This window comes from Variovorax sp. Soil_C_39, assembly GCF_057656815.1.
Genome location: NZ_JBDGJQ010000015.1, coordinates 25,345 through 46,054, shown reverse-complemented (window position 1 = coordinate 46,054; position 20,710 = coordinate 25,345). Strand labels below are relative to the sequence as shown.

22 protein-coding genes are annotated in these 20,710 nt (G+C 68.1%); 16 read left to right on the top strand and 6 right to left on the bottom strand.

What is annotated here, in order from left to right; translation table 11 throughout:
* Positions 1–23 precede the first annotated feature (23 nt).
* Complete coding sequence (locus AC3A6J_RS25460; RefSeq protein WP_487862790.1) at positions 24–686, bottom strand: TetR/AcrR family transcriptional regulator; 663 nt, start codon at positions 684–686, stop codon at positions 24–26.
* 125 nt (positions 687–811) lie between these two features.
* Here AC3A6J_RS25460 and AC3A6J_RS25455 point away from each other — a divergent pair, with 125 nt between their 5' ends.
* From AC3A6J_RS25455 to AC3A6J_RS25440, 4 genes are read left to right on the top strand one after another with little or no spacing between them, the layout of a single operon-like run.
* Positions 812–1,243: a VOC family protein gene (locus tag AC3A6J_RS25455; RefSeq protein ID WP_487862789.1), complete on the top strand. Its 432-nt coding sequence runs from the start codon at positions 812–814 to the stop codon at positions 1,241–1,243.
* A 15-nt stretch (positions 1,244–1,258) separates the two neighbouring features.
* Positions 1,259–1,678, top strand: a complete 420-nt coding sequence (locus AC3A6J_RS25450) for a VOC family protein (RefSeq protein ID WP_487862788.1) — start codon at positions 1,259–1,261, stop codon at positions 1,676–1,678.
* Positions 1,679–1,703: 25 nt separating this feature from the next.
* A complete protein-coding gene (locus AC3A6J_RS25445; RefSeq protein ID WP_487862787.1) occupies positions 1,704–3,167 on the top strand; it encodes a DHA2 family efflux MFS transporter permease subunit in 1,464 nt (487 codons plus the stop codon).
* 10 nt (positions 3,168–3,177) lie between these two features.
* Positions 3,178–3,537, top strand: coding sequence for a DUF1428 domain-containing protein (locus AC3A6J_RS25440; protein ID WP_487862786.1), 360 nt, complete (start codon positions 3,178–3,180; stop codon positions 3,535–3,537).
* A gap of 113 nt (positions 3,538–3,650) precedes the next feature.
* On the opposite strand, the gene AC3A6J_RS25435 is transcribed toward AC3A6J_RS25440, so the two are convergent.
* The gene (locus tag AC3A6J_RS25435) at positions 3,651–4,409 is read right to left on the bottom strand and encodes a sulfite exporter TauE/SafE family protein (protein ID WP_487862785.1); all 759 of its coding nucleotides are present in this window, start codon (positions 4,407–4,409) and stop codon (positions 3,651–3,653) included.
* 98 nt (positions 4,410–4,507) lie between these two features.
* Between AC3A6J_RS25435 and AC3A6J_RS25430 the strand changes: the two genes are divergently transcribed.
* The 4 genes from AC3A6J_RS25430 to AC3A6J_RS25415 all read left to right on the top strand — a co-directional run bounded on the left by AC3A6J_RS25430 (position 4,508) and on the right by AC3A6J_RS25415 (position 8,408).
* Entirely contained in the window at positions 4,508–5,350 is an 843-nt protein-coding gene (locus AC3A6J_RS25430; RefSeq protein ID WP_487862784.1) for an alpha/beta hydrolase, read from the top strand.
* A 2-nt stretch (positions 5,351–5,352) separates the two neighbouring features.
* Entirely contained in the window at positions 5,353–6,306 is a 954-nt protein-coding gene (lhpI, locus tag AC3A6J_RS25425) for a bifunctional Delta(1)-pyrroline-2-carboxylate/Delta(1)-piperideine-2-carboxylate reductase (RefSeq protein WP_487862783.1), read from the top strand.
* A gap of 139 nt (positions 6,307–6,445) precedes the next feature.
* Positions 6,446–6,700, top strand: a complete 255-nt coding sequence (locus AC3A6J_RS25420; RefSeq protein ID WP_487862782.1) for a hypothetical protein — start codon at positions 6,446–6,448, stop codon at positions 6,698–6,700.
* A gap of 160 nt (positions 6,701–6,860) precedes the next feature.
* Entirely contained in the window at positions 6,861–8,408 is a 1,548-nt protein-coding gene (locus AC3A6J_RS25415; RefSeq protein WP_487862781.1) for an Ig-like domain-containing protein, read from the top strand.
* A 3-nt stretch (positions 8,409–8,411) separates the two neighbouring features.
* Here AC3A6J_RS25415 and pcaF read toward each other — a convergent pair whose 3' ends face one another.
* From pcaF to AC3A6J_RS25400, 3 genes are read right to left on the bottom strand one after another with little or no spacing between them, the layout of a single operon-like run.
* Complete coding sequence (pcaF, locus tag AC3A6J_RS25410; RefSeq protein WP_487862780.1) at positions 8,412–9,617, bottom strand: 3-oxoadipyl-CoA thiolase; 1,206 nt, start codon at positions 9,615–9,617, stop codon at positions 8,412–8,414.
* A 43-nt stretch (positions 9,618–9,660) separates the two neighbouring features.
* Positions 9,661–10,314, bottom strand: coding sequence for a 3-oxoacid CoA-transferase subunit B (locus AC3A6J_RS25405; protein WP_487862779.1), 654 nt, complete (start codon positions 10,312–10,314; stop codon positions 9,661–9,663).
* Positions 10,311–11,012, bottom strand: coding sequence for a 3-oxoacid CoA-transferase subunit A (locus tag AC3A6J_RS25400; RefSeq protein WP_487862778.1), 702 nt, complete (start codon positions 11,010–11,012; stop codon positions 10,311–10,313). Before AC3A6J_RS25400 ends, AC3A6J_RS25405 begins: the two co-directional genes overlap by 4 nt.
* A gap of 145 nt (positions 11,013–11,157) precedes the next feature.
* On the opposite strand from AC3A6J_RS25400, the gene AC3A6J_RS25395 reads away from it, so the two are divergent.
* Positions 11,158–11,946, top strand: coding sequence for an IclR family transcriptional regulator domain-containing protein (locus AC3A6J_RS25395; RefSeq protein ID WP_487862777.1), 789 nt, complete (start codon positions 11,158–11,160; stop codon positions 11,944–11,946).
* 110 nt (positions 11,947–12,056) lie between these two features.
* Here the strand turns inward: AC3A6J_RS25395 and AC3A6J_RS25390 are convergent, their stop codons facing one another.
* Entirely contained in the window at positions 12,057–13,076 is a 1,020-nt protein-coding gene (locus AC3A6J_RS25390; protein ID WP_487862776.1) for a Bug family tripartite tricarboxylate transporter substrate binding protein, read from the bottom strand.
* Positions 13,077–13,284: 208 nt separating this feature from the next.
* On the opposite strand from AC3A6J_RS25390, the gene AC3A6J_RS25385 reads away from it, so the two are divergent.
* From AC3A6J_RS25385 to AC3A6J_RS25355, 7 genes are all read left to right on the top strand, one after another.
* Positions 13,285–14,418 carry a YybH family protein gene (locus AC3A6J_RS25385; RefSeq protein ID WP_487862775.1) on the top strand — a complete coding sequence of 378 codons (1,134 nt, stop codon included), beginning with the start codon at positions 13,285–13,287 and terminating at the stop codon, positions 14,416–14,418.
* The gene (locus AC3A6J_RS25380) at positions 14,385–15,803 is read left to right on the top strand and encodes a L,D-transpeptidase family protein (RefSeq protein ID WP_487862774.1); all 1,419 of its coding nucleotides are present in this window, start codon (positions 14,385–14,387) and stop codon (positions 15,801–15,803) included. The genes AC3A6J_RS25385 and AC3A6J_RS25380 overlap by 34 nt, the downstream gene beginning before the upstream one ends.
* 426 nt (positions 15,804–16,229) lie before the next feature.
* On the top strand, positions 16,230–16,415 hold the full coding sequence (locus AC3A6J_RS25375) for a Flp family type IVb pilin (protein WP_487862773.1): 186 nt from the start codon (positions 16,230–16,232) through the stop codon (positions 16,413–16,415).
* 16 nt (positions 16,416–16,431) lie between these two features.
* Positions 16,432–16,929: an A24 family peptidase gene (locus AC3A6J_RS25370; protein ID WP_487862772.1), complete on the top strand. Its 498-nt coding sequence runs from the start codon at positions 16,432–16,434 to the stop codon at positions 16,927–16,929.
* 63 nt (positions 16,930–16,992) lie between these two features.
* On the top strand, positions 16,993–17,997 hold the full coding sequence (gene cpaB / locus AC3A6J_RS25365) for a Flp pilus assembly protein CpaB (RefSeq protein WP_487862771.1): 1,005 nt from the start codon (positions 16,993–16,995) through the stop codon (positions 17,995–17,997).
* 23 nt (positions 17,998–18,020) lie between these two features.
* Complete coding sequence (locus AC3A6J_RS25360) at positions 18,021–19,388, top strand: type II and III secretion system protein family protein (RefSeq protein WP_487862770.1); 1,368 nt, start codon at positions 18,021–18,023, stop codon at positions 19,386–19,388.
* A gap of 34 nt (positions 19,389–19,422) precedes the next feature.
* On the top strand, positions 19,423–20,706 hold the full coding sequence (locus tag AC3A6J_RS25355) for a CpaE/TadZ family protein (protein WP_487862769.1): 1,284 nt from the start codon (positions 19,423–19,425) through the stop codon (positions 20,704–20,706).
* The last annotated feature ends 4 nt before the right edge of the window (positions 20,707–20,710 follow it).

Sequence of the window (20,710 nt, the reverse complement as noted above, 5' to 3'; positions counted from 1 at the left end):
GCCCGACAGCCTCCTAGGCGGACCTACAGGCCGCGCTCCACCATGTCGATGAGCTGCTGGCCGAGCGCATGGATGCCGGCCGCATCCATGGCCTTGAGCGGGCCGTCGATGATCAGCAGCGCGAGCCCGTGCACCGCCGACCAGGCCAGGTACTCGGCATTCAGGCGGCGCGCGGGATCGAGCGCCCCCGCCTCCACGAGCTTGTCGATCGCGCCGCCCAGCAGCTGGAACGGGTCGAGCCCGCTCTCGCCCGCGCTCCCCGGTCCGACGTCGCCCTGCGCATCTTCGGACGACACCACGAACGCGGTGCGGAACAGCCCCGGCTCCGCCTGAGCGAAGCGCAGGTAGGCCGTGCCGATGGCGCGCACGCGTGCGCGCGCGAAGTCGGCGGGCGGCTGCTCGCAGGGCAGCACCGCGAGTTCCTTTTCCATCGCCACCGCCGCGGCCGAGAGCGCGGCGGCACGCACCGCCAGCAGCAGTTCGCGCCGGCTCGCAAAGTGGCGGTAGGCCGCGTTCGGCACCACGCCGGCGCGCCGCGTCACTTCGCGCAGCGCGACCGCTTCGGGGCCGCCGTCGCGTGCCAGCTCGATGCCCGCATCCAGCAGCGCCCGGCGCAGGTCGCCATGCCGGTAGGTGCTGCGGGCGGCAGGCGGCTTCGGGACGGGCGGGACAACGCGCGGGCTCATCGAAAAATCTCCATGTGGACAGTGTCCATTATGTCTGTTATTCTTTGTGGACGGTGTACACAAACTAAGTATTCCGTATTCGCGCAGTGTCTTGCGCGCCCGTTCATCCCTCCAAAGGAATCGCCATGAAAGTCCAGTCCTATCTCTCGTTCGAAGGCCGTTGCGACGAAGCGATCGCTCTCTACAAGCAGGCGCTCGGCGCCGAAGTGGTCCAGTTGATGCGCTACAGCGAGGCACCCGAGATGCCTGCGTCCGAAGCCGAACAGGGCTGCGCGGGCGGCACGCCCGCAGCCGACAAGGTGATGCATTCGGTGCTGCGCGTCGGCGAAACCGAGCTGATGCTGTCCGACGGGCAGTGCTCGGGGCAGGCGGAGTTCAAGGGCATCATGCTGGCGATCACCGCCGCCACCGACGCCGACGCACGCAAGTGGTTCGATGCGCTGGCCGCCGGGGGCCAGGTGATGCAGCCGCTGACGCCGACCTTCTTCACGTCGAACTTCGGCATGCTCGCCGACCGCTTCGGCGTGGGCTGGCTGATGGTTGTCGCTGCCGCGTAATCCGAAGGAAACACCATGTCTCCCATCCACGCTTATCTCACCTTCGACGGCCAGGCGGCCGAAGCCATGCGCTTCTACGCAAAGACGCTCGGCGGCACGCTCCAGATGATGATGACCGTCGGCGAAACGCCCGACGCCGAGCACTTTCCGCCCGAGGCCCGCGACCGCATCATGCATGCCTCGCTGGCCTACGGCGACGGCATGCTCATGGCTTCCGACAGCATGCCGGGCCAGCCGTACGAAGGCATGAAGGGCTTCGGCGTCGCGCTCACCATCGACTCGCTGGCCGAAGCGAAGCGCGTGTTCGACACCTTCGCCGAAGGCGGCCAGGTCGGCATGCCCTTCGAGAAGACCTTCTGGGTCGAAGGCTTCGGCATGGTCACCGATCGCTTCGGCACGCCGTGGCTCATCAACGGCGGCAAGCCCCTCGTCTGATCTTGTCTTTCTTGCAGGAACACCCATGACCGACACCCTCGACAACAACAACCGCAAGCGCTGGCTGGCCCTGATGGTGCTGTGCCTTGGCGTGCTGATGATCGTGCTCGACACCACGATCGTGAACGTCGCACTGCCGTCGATCCGCACCGACCTCGGCTTCACGGAAACCTCGCTGGTCTGGGTGGTGAATGCCTACATGCTGACCTTCGGCGGCTTCCTGCTGCTGGGCGGACGGCTCGGTGACCTTTACGGCCACCGCCGCATGTTCCTCGCCGGTCTCGTGCTGTTCACGCTCGCCTCGCTGGCCTGCGGCATCGCCAATTCGCAGGGCCTGCTGATCGCGGCGCGTGCGGTGCAGGGCCTGGGCGGCGCAGTGGTGTCGGCGGTGGCGCTCTCGCTGATCATGAACCTCTTCACCGAGCCGGCCGACCGCGCCAAGGCCATGGGCGTGTACGGCTTCGTGTGCGCGGGCGGCGGCAGCCTCGGCGTGCTGCTCGGGGGCCTGCTCACGAGCACGCTGAGCTGGCACTGGATCTTCCTGGTCAACCTGCCGATCGGCGTGGCGGTGTATGCGCTGTGCGTGGCGTTGCTGCCGAAGGCGCGCGGCCATGCCCACGGCGAGAAGCTCGACGTGGCCGGCGCGGTGGCGGTAACGCTGTCGCTGATGCTCGCGGTGTACGCCATCGTCAACGGCAACGAGGCCGGCTGGCAGTCGGCGCAAACGCTCGGCCTGCTCGGCGCGGCCGTGGTGCTGATGGTGCTTTTCATCGCCATCGAGGCACGGGTGCAGCATCCGCTGATGCCGCTCGGCCTGTTCCGGCTGCGCAGCGTGTCGGTATCGAACGTGGTGGGGGTGCTGTGGGCGGCCGCGATGTTCGCGTGGTTCTTCATCTCGGCGCTCTACATGCAGCTGGTGCTCAACTACACGCCGATGCAGATCGGGCTGGCCTTCCTGCCGGCCAACCTGCTCATGGCGCTGTTCTCGCTCGGCGTGTCGGCCCGGCTGGTGATGCGCTTCGGCATCCGTGGGCCGCTTGCCATTGGGCTCGGCCTCGCGGCCGTCGGCCTGGCGCTGTTCGCCTGGGCGCCGGTGAACGGCAGCTTCATGCTGCATGTGCTGCCGGGCATGCTGCTGCTCGGCCTCGGCGCGGGCATGGCGCTGAACCCGCTGCTGCTCGCCGCGATGAGCGAGGTGAGCCCTACCGAATCGGGGCTGGCCTCGGGCGTGGTGAACACCGCTTTCATGATGGGCGGCGCCCTGGGCCTGGCCGTGCTCGCGAGCGCGGCGGCGGCACGCACCGGCGCCATGACCGCGGCCGGCGCGCAGCTTCCGCTCGCGCTCACCGGCGGCTACAACCTGGCCTTCCTGATCGGCGCGGTGTTCGCGGCCGTGGCGGGGCTGCTCGGCGGGCTGCTGCTGCGCACCCCGTCGCCGGCTGCATCGCAGGATAGCGACAACAAATCGTTCTTTTCCCCTCAACCCTAGGAGACTTTCAATGGCTCGCTATATCGATGGTTTCGTCGTTCCCGTTCCCTCCAACAACATCGAGGCCTACCGCAAGCTCGCGCGCAAGGCCGGCAAGATCTGGATGGAATACGGCGCGCTCGAATACGTGGAATGCATTGCCGACGACGTGAAGCCCGGCAAGTACACGTCCTTCCCGCAAAGCGTGAAGCAGAAGGCTGACGAGACGGTCGCCTTCTCGTGGATCGTCTACAAGTCGCGCAAGCACCGCGACGCGGTCAACGCCAAGGTGATGGCCGACCCGCGCCTCGCCGCTATGGACCCGAAGACCCTGCCGTTCGACGGCAAGCGGATGATCTTCGGCGGCTTCAAGCCAATTGTCGAGTTCTAGGACGCCCCGAAGCGGCTCACTTCGTGTAGGCGCCTCCCCCCACTGGGGGGCGCACCCGGTGGCCTGGCGGAGCCAGTTCCACGGGTGCACTGGCCTGAGTGGGCTGGCAGCGTTCAGGCCAGGAAGCCGTCATAGACGAGCTTCAGGCCAGTGAGCAGCATGCCCAGGTACACGAAGCGGTAGAACCACGTGGCGTCGATGCGCCGCGCGATGCGGATGCCGACCCAGACGCCGAGGGGCGCGAGCGGCATCAGCACGACCGAGGTGGCCAGCGTGCGCAGGTCGATCAGGCCGAGCCACGCGTAGGGAATCCACTTGCTGAGGTTCACCACGAAGAAGAAGTACGCCATCGTCGCGGTGAACACCACGGGCTTGAGCCGCAGCGGGATCACGTAGGCATTGATCGGCGGCCCGCCCGCATGCGCGATGAAGCTCGTGAAGCCCGACACCGCGGTCAACACCGCACCCACCGCGCGCGAGGGCAGCGGATCGTCGGGCTTGGGCGGAAACACCAGCCGCTGCGCCAGGAACAGCAGCGTGAACACGCCCACGATGCCCGCCACCGTGTGCGGCGACAACACCCGGAACAGCAGCGTCCCCACCACCGTGCCGACGAGCCCGAACGGGATCAGGAACTTGAGCAGCGCACGGTCGAAGTCGTTGCGGAATGCGGCCAGGCCCAGCAGGTCCATCAGCAGCAGCAAGGGCATCAGGATGGCCGCGGCCTGCGGCACCGTGACGGCCAGCGCCATCAACGGCACCGCGAGCGAGCCGAAGCCCGCGCCGAAGCCGCTCTTGCTGACGCCGAGCAGCAGCACGGCGGGAATGGCGACCGCATAAAAATGCGGATCGGTGATGAGGGGAAAGACCATGGGGGAGGCGGCGCAGAAAAATGCCCGCGCGGCATTCGGGGCGGGCCGCCCGAGCGTAGCAGGATGGGGTGAGCGATGCCTGCGCTATCCTCCGCGCGATGAACTGGCACAAGCTGGCCTCGATGCTCGTCCTGCCCGCCTTGCTCGGCGGCTGCGTCCAGTCGATGTTCTATTACCCCGACCGGGTGCGCTACGAGACGCCCGAGGCGCGCGGCCTGCAGTACCTGCCGGTGCGTTTCCACAGCGCCGACAGCACGGCACTCGCGGGCTGGTTCATTCCCGCCAGCGGGCGCGCGGACCCGCGGCAGGCCAGCGGCACCGTCGTGCATTTCCATGGCAATGCGCAGAACATGTCGTCGCACTGGCGCTTCGTGGCCTGGCTGCCGAAGCAGGACTTCAACGTGTTCGTGTTCGACTACCGCGGCTACGGCGAGTCCGAGGGCAAGCCGGAGCCGAAGGGCGTCTTCGAAGATTCGAATGCCGCGCTCGACCATGTGCGCTCGCGCGCCGATGTCGATGCCGAGCGGCTCCTGGTGTTCGGCCAAAGCCTCGGCGGCACCAACGCGATCGCCGTGGTGGGCGCGGGCAACCGGGCCGGCGTGAAGGCCGCGGCCATCGAATCGACCTTCTTCTCGTACTCGTCGATCGCCAACGAGAAGCTGCCAGGCGCCGGCCTGCTGGTAGGGGACACCTACGCCGCCTCACGCCACGTGGCCGCGGTGTCGCCCATTCCGCTGCTGCTGATCCACGGCACGGCAGACGCGGTGATTCCCCATTCGCATTCGCAGCGCCTGCTGGCGGCGGCGCGCGAACCGAAGCGGTTGATCGAGGTGGCGGGCGCCGGCCACCTCGAACCCATGGCGGCCGCGCGCTTCGGCACCACGTACCAGCGCGCGCTGGTCGAGTTCTTCAACGCTTCGCTACCGCCACGGCAACCCTGACCATGCAACATTTCGACGAAGCCGCCACCCGCGCCCCGCTCGGCTTCGAGCAGCTGGTGCCCGCATTGCGCGCGGCCTTTGCAGCCGATGCCCAGGTGCCGCCGCGTCATGTGCACGCCATCGAGACCACCGGCGCCGACAAGGGCACGGTGCTCATCATGCCGGCGTGGAGCGACGCGGGCTTCCTGGGCATCAAGACGATCAACATCTTTCCGGGCAATGGTGCGCGCGGCCTGCCGGGCCTGCATGCGACTTACGTGCTGTACGACGCACGCACCGGCGTGCCGCTCGCGCTGATGGACGGCAACGAGATCACCGCACGCCGCACCGCGGCCGCCTCGGCGCTCGGGGCTTCGTTCCTCGCGCGCCAGGACGCGCGCCGCCTGCTGGTGCTCGGCACCGGTCGCATCGCGCGGCTGCTGCCGGCCGCGCATGCGAGCGTGCGCCCCCTCGGCAGCGTGCAGGTGTGGAATCATCGCCCCGAAAGCGCCAGGGCGCTGGCCGCGCAATGGCGCGCCGAAGGCTTTGACGCCAGCGCCGCCACCGACCTCGAAGCCGCCGTGCGCGAGGCCGACATCGTGAGCTGCGCCACGCTCGCAACCGCACCGCTGGTGCGCGGCGAGTGGCTCGCGCCGGGCTCGCACCTCGACCTGATCGGCAGCTTCACGCCCGCCATGCGCGAGGCCGACGCGCGCTGCTTCGAGGGTGCCCGGGTCTTCGTCGACACCCCCGAGGCACTGCAGAAGGCCGGCGAACTGCTCGACGCGATCGCCGCCGGCACGCTGCGCGCCGACGCAGTGCAGGGCACGCTGACCGCACTCTGCCGGGGCGAAAGCACCGGCCGCGCAGGCCGCGAGGAGCGCACGGTCTTCAAGGCGGTGGGGAGCGCGCTCGAGGATCTGGCTGCGGCCACGCTGGTTTGGCAGAACGCAGGGCCGTTTTCTCCTAGGCCTTAAGGACTACCCATCGTCGCCACGACGCGGAACGAAAGCCATTGACTGACACGCGCACCGGTCGTGCGGCCGATGGCACGCCTCTTGCGCGCTGGCTAAGCTGAAGCGCCCTGGTTCACAGAGGTTCAGAGAGGCCCGCCGCATGCTTACCGTTCTCCAGAAAGCCACCATCCTCGGCAAGGCCGGTTTCGACGTGCCGGCTCGTCCGGTCGACGACGCCACTGCTGCTGCGCCGGGCCCGGCCACGCCGCCCTCGCTCGCGGTGCACGATTGGGCCCGCGCCATCGAAACGATGTACGTGAGCTACGTGGCCGCCCGCGCAGCCAAAAGCCTGCGCGACGCCGAGGAATCGCGCCAGGCCGACCTGCTGCGGCGGTTGTCGCTCGCCGGCTCGTAACGAGTCCGAAACCACCATTGGCTCGTTAATGTGTAGAAAAGTTCACACTTTCGGGCATTTGCCAGGTAACTCGCGCCCCACCCACCCCGGATAGACAAGGAGCGTCGACCGGACTGCCGGCAGGCCGACGCGTTCGCGTCCTGCCGGCGGGGGTTCGTGCATGTTGTTCAGGTTGGGGAGTCGCTTCGCGGATCGCGCCGTCGAAGCCGTCGGTGCAGTGGCGCACCTGCGCCGGGCGGGTGCAGCCGTCGCTTGGGCCATGGTCCTGCTGCCGCCGTCGATGGCCTTGGCAGCGCTCGACGAGGTCGGCAAGGCGCCGCAGAGCGTGCACCGGCTCAAGTTCTACGTCGACCCGGTGCATGCCTCGGCCATCGGCGCGGAAGAGGCAGGGCGGCGGCTCGCCCGGTACGTGGCCGACATCAACAGCGTGTTCGCGCGCGAAACGGTGCGCAGCTTCGTCTTCGACCCGGCGCAGGACCTCCGGCTGGTCGCGCCCAAGGCCGCGCCGCCCTGCACCTTCAACGACCTCGTCGACCGGGAGATCGTCGTGTGCGTATCGGCCTCGCAGCGCGGCTACAGCCACGGCGGGCTCGCGATGAGCTGGACCTATCCGCAGAAGGGCGTGATCTGGAACCTCAACTGGACCGCCATCCACGACCCGGATGCCTTGTCGCGCGATATCGTGCCCGCAGCGCCCGAGTCGGTCGAGAAGGACTACCTCGGCCGCCAGCTCAAGACGCTGCTGCACGAGCTGGAGCATGTCTTCGGCGCGGGCTCGGGCGAGTACTACAACGCGAGCCATGTGACCGACACCACGGGCGTCGCGCCGAAGGCCGATCTCGCACTCTCCAATCCGCGCGATGCGTACTGGTGGCCGCGCCAGCACTGGCGGCACGATCCGCTGCTCGGCAGCGTGTTCGAGGAGCGCTTCCGCCCGCAGGCCAACCGCACCGCCACGCTCGCGATGACCCGCTTCACCGCGGGCACCAGGGCGATGATCAACACCGACTGGCGGCAGTGGCCGCGCTGGGCCAGCTCGACCTACATGGCCGGCACGGCGCGCACGCAGGTGGCGGTTACCGATCGCCGGACCGGGGCCGTGCTGCCCGGCGCGCGCGTCGCCGTCTGGCGCGATCCGGGCCGGCACAAGCCGCTGGTGCAGGTGGCCGAGGGCCGCACCGACGCCAGCGGCCGCTTCGTCTTCGACTGGGGCTGCGGGCACAGCTGCTTCGCGGTCGGCAAGACGACGCTGCTGGTCAAGGCGCAAGCCGAAGGCCGCGTGGCCGGCGCCACATGGTTCACCATCTTCGATGCCTTCGAGCAGAAGGCGGTGCAGGGCCGCGACGGGTTCACGATCGACCTGGCGCTCGGCACACCCGACAGCCACCGGCCGAGCGTTTCGGTCGCCGCGCCCGCGGCCGCGGTGGTCGGTCAGGCCACGGTGGTGACGCCCATCGTGTCGGACGACGCCGGCGTGACGGGCGTGAAGGTGCTGCTGGCCGGCAGCAGCCTACCGCTGTGCACCTTCACTGCCGCGCCCTACGTCTGCCACTGGACCCCGGGCAATGCCGGACTGCAGACGATCGAGGTGCTTGCGACCGATGCAGCGGGCAACACGGCCGTCGCGTCGGCGCGCGTGCAGGTGGCGGCGCAGGCCGCTGAGCGCGGCCTGGCCCTGGCCTTTGCGGCGATCTTCACCGCGCCGTAGCGTTCAGACCCGTTCCAGGATCACGGCGATGCCCTGCCCCACGCCGATGCACATCGTGCACAGCGCATAGCGGCCGCCGCCCTTGTGCAGCTGGTTCACCGCGGTGGTGGCCAGGCGTGCGCCGCTGGCGCCGAGCGGATGGCCGAGCGCGATGGCGCCGCCGTTGATGTTCACGCGCGCATCGTCGTCGGCGAGGCCGAGCAGGCGCAGCACCGCGAGGCCCTGCGCGGCGAAGGCTTCGTTGAGTTCGATCACGTCGATCTGGTCGAGCGTGAGGCCTGTGAGCGCCAGCACCTTCTGCGTGGCGGGTGCGGGGCCGATGCCCATCACGCGCGGCGCGACGCCCGCCGTGGCCATGCCGACGACGCGGGCGCGCGGCGTGAGGCCATGCTTCGCGGCGCTGGCTTCGTCGGCCAGCAGCAGCGCGCAGGCGCCGTCGTTCACGCCGCTGGCGTTGCCCGCGGTCACGGTGCCGTCGGGGCGCACCACGCCCTTGAGCTTGGCGAGCGATTCGATGCTGGTCTCGCGCGGATGCTCGTCCTTGCTGACGATGAGCGGATCGCCCTTCTTCTGCGGCACGGTCACGGGCACGATCTCGGCGTCGAAGAAGCCGGACTTCTGCGACGCCACGGCGCGCAGTTGCGAGGCGAGCGCCATGCGGTCTTGCGCCTCGCGCTCGATCTTGTAGTCGGTCGCCACGTTCTCGGCCGTCTCGGGCATCGAGTCGACGCCGTACTGCGCCTTCATGAGCTTGTTGACGAAGCGCCAGCCGATGGTGGTGTCGTACACCGCGTTGTTGCGGCTGAACGCGCTCTCGGCCTTGGGCATGACGAAGGGCGCGCGGCTCATGCTTTCGACGCCGCCGGCGATCATCAGGCCGGCTTCGCCCGCGCGGATGGCGCGCGCGGCGCTGCCCAGTGCATCGAGGCCCGAACCGCACAGGCGGTTGATGGTGGCGCCGGGCACTTCGATCGGCAGGCCCGCGAGCAGCGCCGCCATTCGCGCGACGTTGCGGTTGTCTTCGCCGGCCTGGTTGGCGCAGCCGTAGAGCACGTCGGTCACGGCCTGCCAGTCGACCTTGGCGTTGCGTTCCATCAGCGCCTTGAGCGGCACGGCGCCGAGGTCGTCGGTGCGCACGCTGGAGAGCGATCCGCCGTAGCGGCCGAAGGGGGTGCGAACGGCGTCGCAGATGAAGGCTTGCTGGGTCATGTGTGTGTCTCTGTGGAAGGGGTGGTCGGTTCTTGGGCCGGTGTCATGCAGCGATCGGCAGGCCCACGAGTTGTTCGAGCTGCTCGCGGCTCAGCCCTTCGACGGTGTCGATGAGCTTCAGGCCCTGGGGCGTGCATTCGAGCGTGGCGAGGTCGGAGTACACGCGCTTGACGCAGCCGATGCCGGTCAGCGGATAGGTGCATTCCTGCACCAGCTTGCTCGTGCCCTGCTTGGTCAGCAGGTCCATCATGACCCAGGTCTGCTTGGCGCCGATGGCCAGGTCCATCGCGCCGCCGACGGCGGGGATTGCGTCCTTCTCGCCCGTGTGCCAGTTGGCGAGATCGCCGGTGGCCGACACCTGGAACGCACCGAGCACGCAGATGTCGAGATGGCCGCCGCGCATCATCGCGAAGCTGTCGGCGTGGTGGAAGAACGCCCCGCCGGGCAGCAGCGTCACCGGTTGCTTGCCGGCGTTGATGAGGTCGTAGTCCTCTTCGCCGGCCTCGGGCGCGGGGCCCATGCCGAGGATGCCGTTCTCGCTCTGCAGGATGACCTCGCGGCCTTGCGGCAGGTGGTTGGCCACGAGCGTCGGCTGGCCGATGCCGAGGTTGACGACGGCGCCGTCGAAGATGTCCTGGGCCACGCGCGCGGCGAGCTGGTCCTTGGTGCGGCGGGTGTAGTTGCTGCTGCTCATCATGCTGCCTTCTTGAAGCCGCCGGCCTGCGTGACCGTGCGTTCGATGCGCACCACCTGGTGCACGAAGATGCCCGGGGTGACGATGGTCTCGGGGTCGAGCGTGCCGAGCTCGGCCACATCGTGCACCGTGGCCACGGTCTTCTTCGCGGCCATGGCCATCACCGGGCCGAAGTTGCGCGCCGCCTTGCGGTAGACCAGGTTGCCCCAGCGGTCGCCGCGCTCGGCCTTGATGAGCGCCACGTCGCCGTGGATCGGGTACTCGAGCACGTACTGCTTGCCGTCGATTTCGCGCGTTTCGCGCTCGCCCGCGAGCTGCGTGCCGTAGCCGGTCGGGCAGAAGAACGCGCCGATGCCCGCGCCCGCAGCGCGGATGCGCTCGGCCAGGTTGCCCTGCGGCACCAGCTCGAGCTCGAGCTTGCCGCTGCGGTAGAGCCCGTCGAACACCTGGCTGTCGGCCTGTCGCGGGAAGCTGCAGATGATCTTGCGCACGCGGCCGGCCTTGAGCAGCGCGGCCAAGCCGGTCTCGCCGTTGCCGGCGTTGTTGTTGACCACGGTGAGGTCCTTGGCGCCCTGCTCGATGAGCCCGTCGATGAGCTCGCCGGGAATGCCGGCGGTGCCGAAGCCGCCGATGAGCACCGTGGCGCCGTCGGGAATGCCCGCCAGCGCATCGGCGACCGAGCGCGCGATCTTGTTGATCATGAAGCCTGTCTCCGGAGAAGAAAGAAGAAGGAAGGACCAGCGAACCGGGCGGCCGACCGCGCAACGGGACGCTGTGCAATGCGTCAAAAATGTTCGTATAAAGAACATTTGTTCGTATAATGAATTCTAAGGACGATCGCTCAGCATGGCAACCCACTCCCTCCACACCGGCACCACGCCCGCGCCCGGCGACAGCTACGTGCAGTCGTTCGCGCGCGGCCTGCAGGTGATCCGCTCGTTCAGCGAAAGCGCGCCGCGCCAGACGCTGAGCGAGGTGGCCGCCGCGAGCGGCCTCACGCGTGCGGGTGCGCGGCGCATCCTGCTCACGCTGCAGACACTGGGCTACGTCGTGAGCGACGGCAAGTTCTTCACGCTCACGCCGCGCATCCTCGACCTGGGCTTTGCGTACCTTTCATCGATGCCGATCTGGAACCGCGCCGAGCCCGTGATGGAAGCGCTGGTGCAGCAGGTGCAGGAGTCATGCTCGGCCGCCGTGCTCGACGCGACCGACATCGTCTACGTGATGCGCGTGCCGACGCAGAAGATCATGCGCATCAGCCTGGGCGTGGGCTCGCGCCTGCCGGCCTACTGCACCTCGCTAGGCCGCCTGCTGCTGGCCGACCTCGACGACGACGAGGTGCGTGCACGCCTCGAAGCCTCGCCGCGCGAGGCGCTCACCGAGCACACCGTGACCGACGTCGACACGCTCATGGACAAGGTCGCGCAGGCGCGCCGGCAACAGTGGTGCCTCGTCGACCAGGAACTCGAGGAAGGCCTCGTCTCCGTGGCCGCGCCCATCGTCGATCGCCAAGGCCGCATGGTGGCCGGCCTCAACATCAGCGGCCAGGCCAACCGCACCAGCGCCCAGGCGATGCAGGAAACGATGCTGCCCGCGCTGATCGACGCCGCCAAAAAAGTCTCGCAACTGCTTTAGAACCCGCCCCCCAACCCAGTGCACCCGTGGAACGGGCTTTGCCCGGCCGCCGGGTGCGCCCCCCAGTGGGGGGAGGCGGCTACACGAAGTGAGCCGCTTCGGGAGGCGTCTTATCCTTCTGACTGAATGCCCTTCATGATGATCACGCCGCCGAGCCGAGCCGTGTCGGCGCGCATGCGGCGGGCCAGCGCCTCGGGCGGGCCGGGCTGGGCCTGCCAACCGGTCTTGAGCAATGCGGCCGCGACCTCGGGTGAACGGATCACCTCGGTCAGCGCGGCATTGAGGCGGGCCACGGCGGCCGGCTTCATGCCCGCGGGCGCGGCAAGCGCGGTCCATATCTCGAGATCCGCGCCGCGCACGTCGACGTCGCGCACCGTCGGCAGGTCGCCGGCCAGCGGACTGCGCTCGGGCGAGGTCACGCCGATCGCCTTGATCTTGCCCGACTTCACATGCGGCAGCGCGAGCCCCGGCGGCAGCAGCGCCAGCTGGATCTCGTTGGCCAGCAGGCCGGCAATCACCTGCGGATTGCCGGTGTAGGGCTTGTGCTGCGCGGTGATGGCCGCACGGCTCTTGATGAGCTCCATGCCCAGGTGGCCCACCGTGCCCACGCCCGGCGTGCCGTACCTGCCGCCGCTGCTCAGGTTGCGCACCCACAGCAGTTGCTCGGCGGCCGTCTTGCCCTCGGCCGCACCCGACACCGCCAGCACCAGCGGCGCGGTGCCGACCAGGCCCACGGGCGCGAAGTCCTTCTCGGGGTCGAAGCCGAGCTTGGGATTGAGCAGCTTCGCGATCGTGAGATTGCCGTTGATCAGCGCGCCGATGGTGTGGTCGTCGGTGGCCTTGGCCACCTGGTCGGCCACCAGATTGCCGCTTGCACCGGGCTTGTTCTCGACGACGACCGGCTGGCGCAGGATCTTCGACAGCGGCTCGGCGATGGCACGCGCCGCGAGGTCCGGCGAAGCGCCGGCCGGAAAGCCCACGAGGATGCGCAGCGGCCTGGTGGGCCATGCGGCGTCGCTGGCGGCGGCAGCCGGCGCGGCGGCGCGCTGGGCCAGTGAAGCGGGCGTGAAAAGCGTTGCGGCAAGGGCGGCGGCGCCACTTTCGAGCAAGCGGCGTTTGGTGATCTTCAAGGCGGCTCCAGAGAGTGAGAGGCAGGAAGTGTCGGGGGAGGTGTCGGCGAGGCCGGACTTACAGAACGTTACATGAATGTTTCCTATCGCGCAAGCCAGGCGCCTTGCCCGTTAGCGACGGCCATGCTCGGTATCCGGAAGTTACCCGCCCACATACAATTCCTGCCGCGTCCCACTCCCTTTTCTCCCCTACGAGGTCTTGCCCGCAATGCCCAAGAGCCCCCTGCTGCGCGCCCGTTTCGGCTCGTTGTCCCCCGTTGTTCGCGCCCTGCTCGTGGCGACGGCTTGCGGCATCTCGTTTTCGGCGCTCGCTGCACCGGAGCACGACGAGGTCGACCGCCTCGTGCAGGCCGGCAAGTTCGACGAGGCCCAAACCCGTGCCGACGCGTTCCTGAAGGACAAGCCCAAGGATGCGCAGATGCGCTTTCTCAAGGGCGTGATCCAGCTCAACGCGGGCAAGCGCAACGAGGCGATCGCCGTGTTCACGCAGCTCACGCAGGATTCGCCCGAACTGCCCGAGCCCTACAACAACCTGGCGGTGATCTACGCCGGCCAGAACCAATTCGACAAGGCGCGTGCCGCGCTCGAAAGCGCGATTCGCACCAATCCGAGCTACGCCACGGCGCAAGAGAACCTCGGCGACGTGTATGCACGGCTGGCCAGCCAGGCCTACAGCAAGGCGCTGCAGCTCGACCAGAACAATGCGGCGGCCGTGCAGCCCAAGCTGGCGGTGATCCGCACGCTGTTCACGCCGCCGGCGGGCAGCGCAGCGGCGGCGCCGGTCGCACCGGCACCTGCACCGGTCGCGAAGGCGCCGGCCGCGCCCGCGCCCGCAGTTGTTGCCGCTGCAGCCGTTGCACCGCCGGCGCCCGCGCCGGCCCCGACCCGCGCCACCACTGTCCCTGCCCCGGCCGCACCGCCCGTCGCGATCGCCAAGGCCCCCCCGTCGGCTGCTGCACCCGCGCCCGCGCCGGCACCTGCGCCTGCCGCCACGGCCGACGCGAGCGCCGACGTCGAGAACGCTGTGCGCACCTGGGCGGCGGCCTGGGCGGCGCAGGACATGGACCGCTATCTCGCGGCCTACGGCCCCGACTTCAACCCCGGCGGCGGCCAGAGCCGCAAGGCCTGGGAAGAAGAGCGCCATGCGCGCATCGTCGGCAAGTCGAACATCAGCGTGAACCTCGAGAACCTCGTGGTCCACGTCGACGGCCAAGTGGCCACGGCCAAGTTCCGCCAGATCTACCGCGCCGACAACCTCAACATCAGGAGCCGCAAGACGCTGGAGCTGCAGCGCACGTCGGGCAGCCAATGGCAGATCCGCAAGGAAAGCGTCGGCGGCTAGTGACGGGTGTCGTCCGGCCCCAGACGCCTCCGCTGCGGCGCGGGGGGCGCCTGCTCGCCGCGCTCGCGGCGGCAACGGCGCTGCTGGTGTCCGCGCCCGCTGCCCTCGGTGCTTCGGCCAAGCAGGGTCAGGGCAAGACGAGCAACGCCAAGAGCGCGAAAGCGACCAAGTCGAAGGTGGCGACCGGCAGCCGCCGGGCGGAGCTAAAAAGCGCGGCCCGGCCGAAAAACGCCACGCGCAGCAGAAGGGCCGCCCCGGCCGGCCCGATCGAGCAGGCCAGCAGCGCCGAGGCCCGGCTCATCGGCGTTTACGAACTGTTCGGCCGCGGCCAGGCCCGCCCGGCCTTGCAGAAGGCGCGCGAACTGGTGCGCGACCATCCCAACTTCCAGTTGGCCCAGTTGGTCTATGCCGACCTGCTCGCCACCCAGGTGCCGCCCGCGCACGGTTTTTCGGATGCCGCGAGCGTCGGCAAGCTGCGCGGCAGCGCCGCCATGGCCGAACTGCGCGAAGAGTCGCGCCGGCGCCTGCAGGCACTGCGTGACCGGCCGCCGCCCGGCACCGTGCCCTCGCAGTTCCTCGCGCTTTCCACGCGCAGCCGCTATGCCATCGCCGTCGATGCCTCGCGCTCGCGCCTGTACCTGCTCGAGAACTCCGACAAGGGCTTGCAGCTCGTCGCCGACTACTACGTCTCCGTCGGCAAGTCGGGCATCGGCAAGGTCAGCGAAGGCGATGCACGCACCCCGCTCGGCGTGTACTACGTCACCAGCAAGCTCGACCCGAAGTCGCTGAAGGACTTCTACGGCGCGGGCGCGCTCCCGATCAACTATCCGAACCCGTACGACGTCCGCCGCGGCAAGACCGGCAGCGGCATCTGGCTGCACGGCACCCCGCCGCAGCAGTACGCCCGCGCGCCGCTCGCCAGCGACGGCTGCGTGGTCATGGCCAACCCCGATCTGAAACAGCTGCTGCGCAAGGTGCAGATCGGCGCCACGCCGGTGGTCACCGCACCGAGCCTGCAATGGATTTCGCGCGCGCAGGCCGAAAAGGAAGCCCAATCGTTCACCAGCGCGATGGCGGCCTGGAAAGACGCGCGCGCCATTGGCAATGAAGCGCAATTGAAGAAATTCTATTTGCCGGATTTCCAGCGCGGCGGCAGGAAATCGGCAGAACCGGCTTCGGTTTTCCAGGACGAAGTGGAATACGCCCAGGGCAAGCGTGTCCAGTTCAAGGAAATGTCGTACCTGCACTGGCGCGACGGCGACGACACCATGGTCGCCACCTTCGGCGAAGTGTTCGAAGGCGAGAAAAGCGGGCGCACCCGGCGCCAGTACTGGCTGCGGCAAGGCAGCGAGTGGAAGCTTTTCCACGAGGACATCCTCGGCTAAAGCCTCAATTTGCCCCTGCCAACCGGGGGGCTATGGGGCTGGATGTGTGACTTTTTTCTCACTTTCTCCCCCAATATCGACCGTTACATCTGGTCGCTCAACCGTGGTGTTACGTGACGCGAAACGCATGTGTTCCCGTAACGTCAACACCTTCGCACCCCTCTGTTCCACGTAACGTGGGTACCACATTCATGGTATGGGTACCTCTGTTTACAGAGGTAAGAATCCGCCTACGAACCGGTCAGGGCGCGATGGCGCAGAGGTGGTTCGGAGGGTGGCGCTGGGCTGGCAGCCATCCTGCTTAGTGAGTAGGGCTATCACAACCGCGGCCGCTTCCCGTTGGTTGGCCCTGTTGATACACAGAGTTACGCCGTATAACATCAAGCCTCCCAGCCGTTCGTTAACATTTTTCAAAGGGTAAAAATCATGCTTCGCTCTATCACTCGGTTCCTGCGCGACGAAGAAGGCGCTACTGCAATTGAATATGGAATTATTGCGGGGTTGATTTCGGTGGTGATGATTATTGCCATCACCAGCCCTACCGGCATCGCCGCGAGCCTGGAAACCATCTGGGAATCAATCAGAAGCAATCTGGCAACTGCTGCAGCGTAAGGTGATATCGCAAGCAATGACATCAGCCTATTTGATGTGGTTGCTCGCGATCGCCGTCTATGACTTCAGGCAACGACGTGTTCCCAATTGGCTCGTGCTCGCAGGCGCCACTTTGGCGCTCGCGACGCTGGCCCTCGGGACCGCTCCCATCGCGCACGGCTGGTCTTCCGCCCTGCTCGGCGCCGGCCTGGGGTTCGGATTTCTGTTGCTGTTCTACGCCCTGGGTCTCATGGGCGCCGGCGACGTGAAGTTCGCTGGCGCACTCGGGCTATGGATCGGTCATACGTCCCTGCTCCCGGTCTGGGCCATCGGCAGCGTGCTTGCCGGCCTGCATGCCGCGCTCTGGCTGGCACTCCAGCGCTGGCCCGTGGCGCCGAGGCTTTCGCTCATGCTTTTCGGACAACCGTTGTCGGCAAATGGCAATCCGTCGCCGACGCGGACCCGCTTTATTCCCTATGCGGCCTATCTCGCATTGGCCGCCGCGGTGTGGATGGTTTGGGGCCGACAGAGCTGATCGCTCTGCCACCCGAGCTGTTCATCGACAGCGCTCGAATTGCCCTTCCCTGACACGCCGCCCATGATCAATCTCACCAAAGTCATCGCCGCCCTCCTCGTGCTCCTGGCCCTCGCGCTCGGCGGCTATGCATGGATGCTCAGCCGCCAGCCCCCGCCACCGGTCGCTGTCGCACCCTCCTCTTCTTCTGCCGCGGCTCCCGGCAAAGCGGCCCAGGCACAGACCTTCCCCATTGTCGTGGCGGCCAAGCCCTTGCCCGCGGGCCAGGCGATCCCGGCCGATGCGCTGCGCGTCGAACGCCTGACGATCAATCCGATGGGCGCCTTCCAGGACACTTCGCCCGTCGCAGGACGCGTGCCCGTCATCGACCTGAGCGAAGGCTCGCCGCTGCTCGAAGGCCAGCTGGTGTCCGGCCTGGCACTGCGCGTCGCCGAAGGCGAGCGCGCGGTCGCCATCAAGGCCGACGAGATCATGGGCGTGGGCAACAAGGTGCAGCCCGGCGATTTCGTCGACGTCTTCGTGATGCTCAAGTCGGACAGCAAGGACATCGATCGCAGTCAGGCCCGACTGCTCCTCTCGCGCAAGCGCGTGCTCGCCTACGGCAGCGCCTCGGTCGACGGCCTGCCCACCAAGGTGGACAAGAACGGCACCGCGCAACAGCAGGCCCAGCGCGCCGAACAAGCCCGCACGGCGGTGCTCGCGGTTCCCGTGGACGACATCAATCGGCTCACGCTGGCCGAGAACAGCGGCCGTTTGATGCTGGCGCTGCGTCATCCCACCGACATGGCGGAGCCCGATCCGAAGCTCCTGGCCGAATTGCCGCCTGCCCTGCAACCGCCCGCGCCCAAGCCCGGCGAACCGCGCCGCGCCCCGCTCGAGGGACTGGACCGCGCGCAGGCCGGCGTCACCACGGTAGATTTCGTGAGCGGCGGCAAGCCGGGCAGCATCGCCTCGCGCGCGCCCGCCATGGCTGCCGCGCGTACTGCGGCGCCACGCACCGGCGATGCACGCGGCGGGCTCAAGGTCGAAGTCATTCGCGGCGATCGCAGCGAAACCATCAACTACTGATCACGCAGGAAAAAAAGAACACCATGACGATCGCCCCTTGCGCGAAAACAGCCGGCCCGGCACGTGCCCTGCGCCCCACACTCGCGGTGCTGAGCTTGCTGGCGCCGGGCGTCTGGCCGGTGGCATCCACTGCTGCCGACGCCGCGGAGGCAACGTCCGCGCGCGCCGCGCTCACGCTGCGCATCGACGCGGGCACGCAAAAGGAGCTGCTGATCGGCAGGGGCATCGAGCGCATGGCCCTCGCAGACGAAACGGTCGCAAGCGTTTCGCTCACACGCCAATCGCCCAACTCGCCGGCGGCGCGCCTGATCGTCACAGGCAAGGCCGCGGGGCGCACCACGCTCATGGTCTGGGAAAAAGGCCAGTCCGCCGCCACGGTGTACGCGCTCGAAGTCCGCCGCCGCAGCGCCACGCTCAAGGGTTCGCTCGACAGCATGGAAGCGCACCAGGATGCGCGCACTGCAGCCCTGGCCGCCAGCGGCGACAAGTCCACGCTGATCGACCGCTCCGTCGTCAACGTGCGAGGAAGCAGCGTGCAGGTCGAGGTGAAGATCGTCGAATTCAACCGGAGCGTGCTCAAGCAGGCCGGCCTCAACATCTTCAGCACCCGCGCCAATTCCAACGGCTTCAGCTTCGGCGTGTTCACGCCGTCGTCGCTGCGCTCCACCACTTTCGCCTCCGACGGCTCGATCGGCAGCGAAGCCAACAACCCGCTCGCGCAGGCCTTCAGCCTGTTGTTCAATTTCGGCAAGGCGGGCCTCGGCCTGAACGTTGGCTTCCTCGAAGGCAACGGCATGGCACGCGTGCTGGCCGAACCGACGCTGGTGGCGCTGTCGGGCCAGAGCGCGAGCTTTCTGGCCGGCGGCGAGCTCCCTGTTCCCGCACCGCAGGGCCTGGGCACGACGAGCATCGAGTACAAACCGTTCGGCATCGGCCTCACTGTCACGCCGACCGTGCTGTCGAACGACCGCATCGTGCTCAAGGTGGCGCCCGAAGCCAGCGACCTGGACTACACCAATTCGCTCAGCATCGGTGGCGTCGCCGTGCCCGCGATCAGCACACGCCGCGCCGACACCACGGTGGAACTCGGCGACGGTGAGAGCTTCATCATCGGCGGCCTCGTGAGCCGCACCACGACCTCGAACGCAGACAAGGTTCCGCTGCTCGGCGACATCCCCGTGCTCGGGACCTTCTTCAAGCAGAACAAATACCAGATGAGCGAGAAGGAGCTGGTGATCCTCGTCACGCCGCACCTGGTGAAACCCATTGCGCGTGGCACCGACCTGGGCCCGTACCTTCCCGGTGGCGCAGAGCAGCGCGACGGCCCGGTCTGGCGTTCGCATCTGTTGGGCCCGGCATCCGGCACCACGGTCCCGGGCTTTTCGCGTTGACGACAACCAGTTCACCAATCCAGTGGCCGATGCGATGAACGCCCCACGCGACAGCCTTCCCGAAATCGGTGCGGAGACCTATCTCTTTGCATCGCCGAACAGCAGCCATGTCACCTGGTTGACCGACGCGCTCGGCCGGGTGGGCGCGGTGGTGACCCTTCCGCCCGACGCCAAGGCGATGGACGAGCGCATCGCCATGCTCAGCCCTGCGGCGGTGTTCCTCGATTTCGCGGGCGAGCACGCTGCTGCGGCCAGCGAACTCCACCAACGCCTCAAGCGCGAATGGCCGACATTGCCGGTGCTTGCGACAGGGGCTTCGGCCGAGCCCGCGTCCATGCTTGCGGCGCTGCGCGCCGGCGTGGACGATTTCGTCGACATGAGCGCGCCGCCCAGCGACACCATCAGCACGTTGCGCAAGCTGCTCGACCGCCAGACCAGCTCGCCGAACCGCCCACGCGGAAGCACGCTCGCATTGCTCGGCGCCCGCTCCGGCATCGGCGTGACCACGCTCGCGACCAGCCTGTCGCTGATGCTCAATGACCAGCTGTCTCAAGCAGCGGCGGCGGTCCCCGGACGCAACACGCGCCGCGGCGTGGCTTTGCTCGACCTCGGGCTGCCGGCGCGCGACGGTCTTCTCTATCTCGACACGCAAAGCGGCTTCAGCTTTGTTGACGGCGTTCGCAACCTGCGGCGCCTCGACCAGACGCTGCTGCACACCGCCCTTGCGCATCACACGAGCGGCCTGGCCGTGCTGCCCCTGCCTGTGAGCCTTGCGCAGGTGCGCGAGATCTCCCACGCCGATTCGGTGGCGCTCATCAAGCGCCTGGGCGAGTTCTACGACTTCCAGATCGCCGACCTCGGCGGTTTCACAACCCTCGACTTCGTCGCCCAGACCGTGAAGGCGGCCCAGCGCAGCTGGGTGGTGTGCGACCAGAGCATCGGCGCGATCGTCTCCACCGCCAACATGCTTAAGGAACTGCGCACACGCGGCGTCGAGACCGATCGGCTGCAGCTCGTGGTCAACAAATTCGACAGCCATGTCGGGCTGCCGGCCAAGGACATTGCCGAGCGGCTCGAGTTGACGCTGCACCACGTGTTGCCGATGCGCAGCACGCCGTTGCTGGCGGCAGCGAGCCGTGGCGAGATGCTGGTGCGCACTGCACGCAGTGACCCCTATTCGCAGGGCATTGCCGCCCTCGCACGCGGCCTGAACCAGGCCCATGGGGCCGACGCAGGCCAGGCATCGTCCACTGAATCCCGCTGGAGGGCCCGCATGGCGCAAATCGTCGGCTTCCGAAAAAGCTCTACTGAAGGTTGAACCG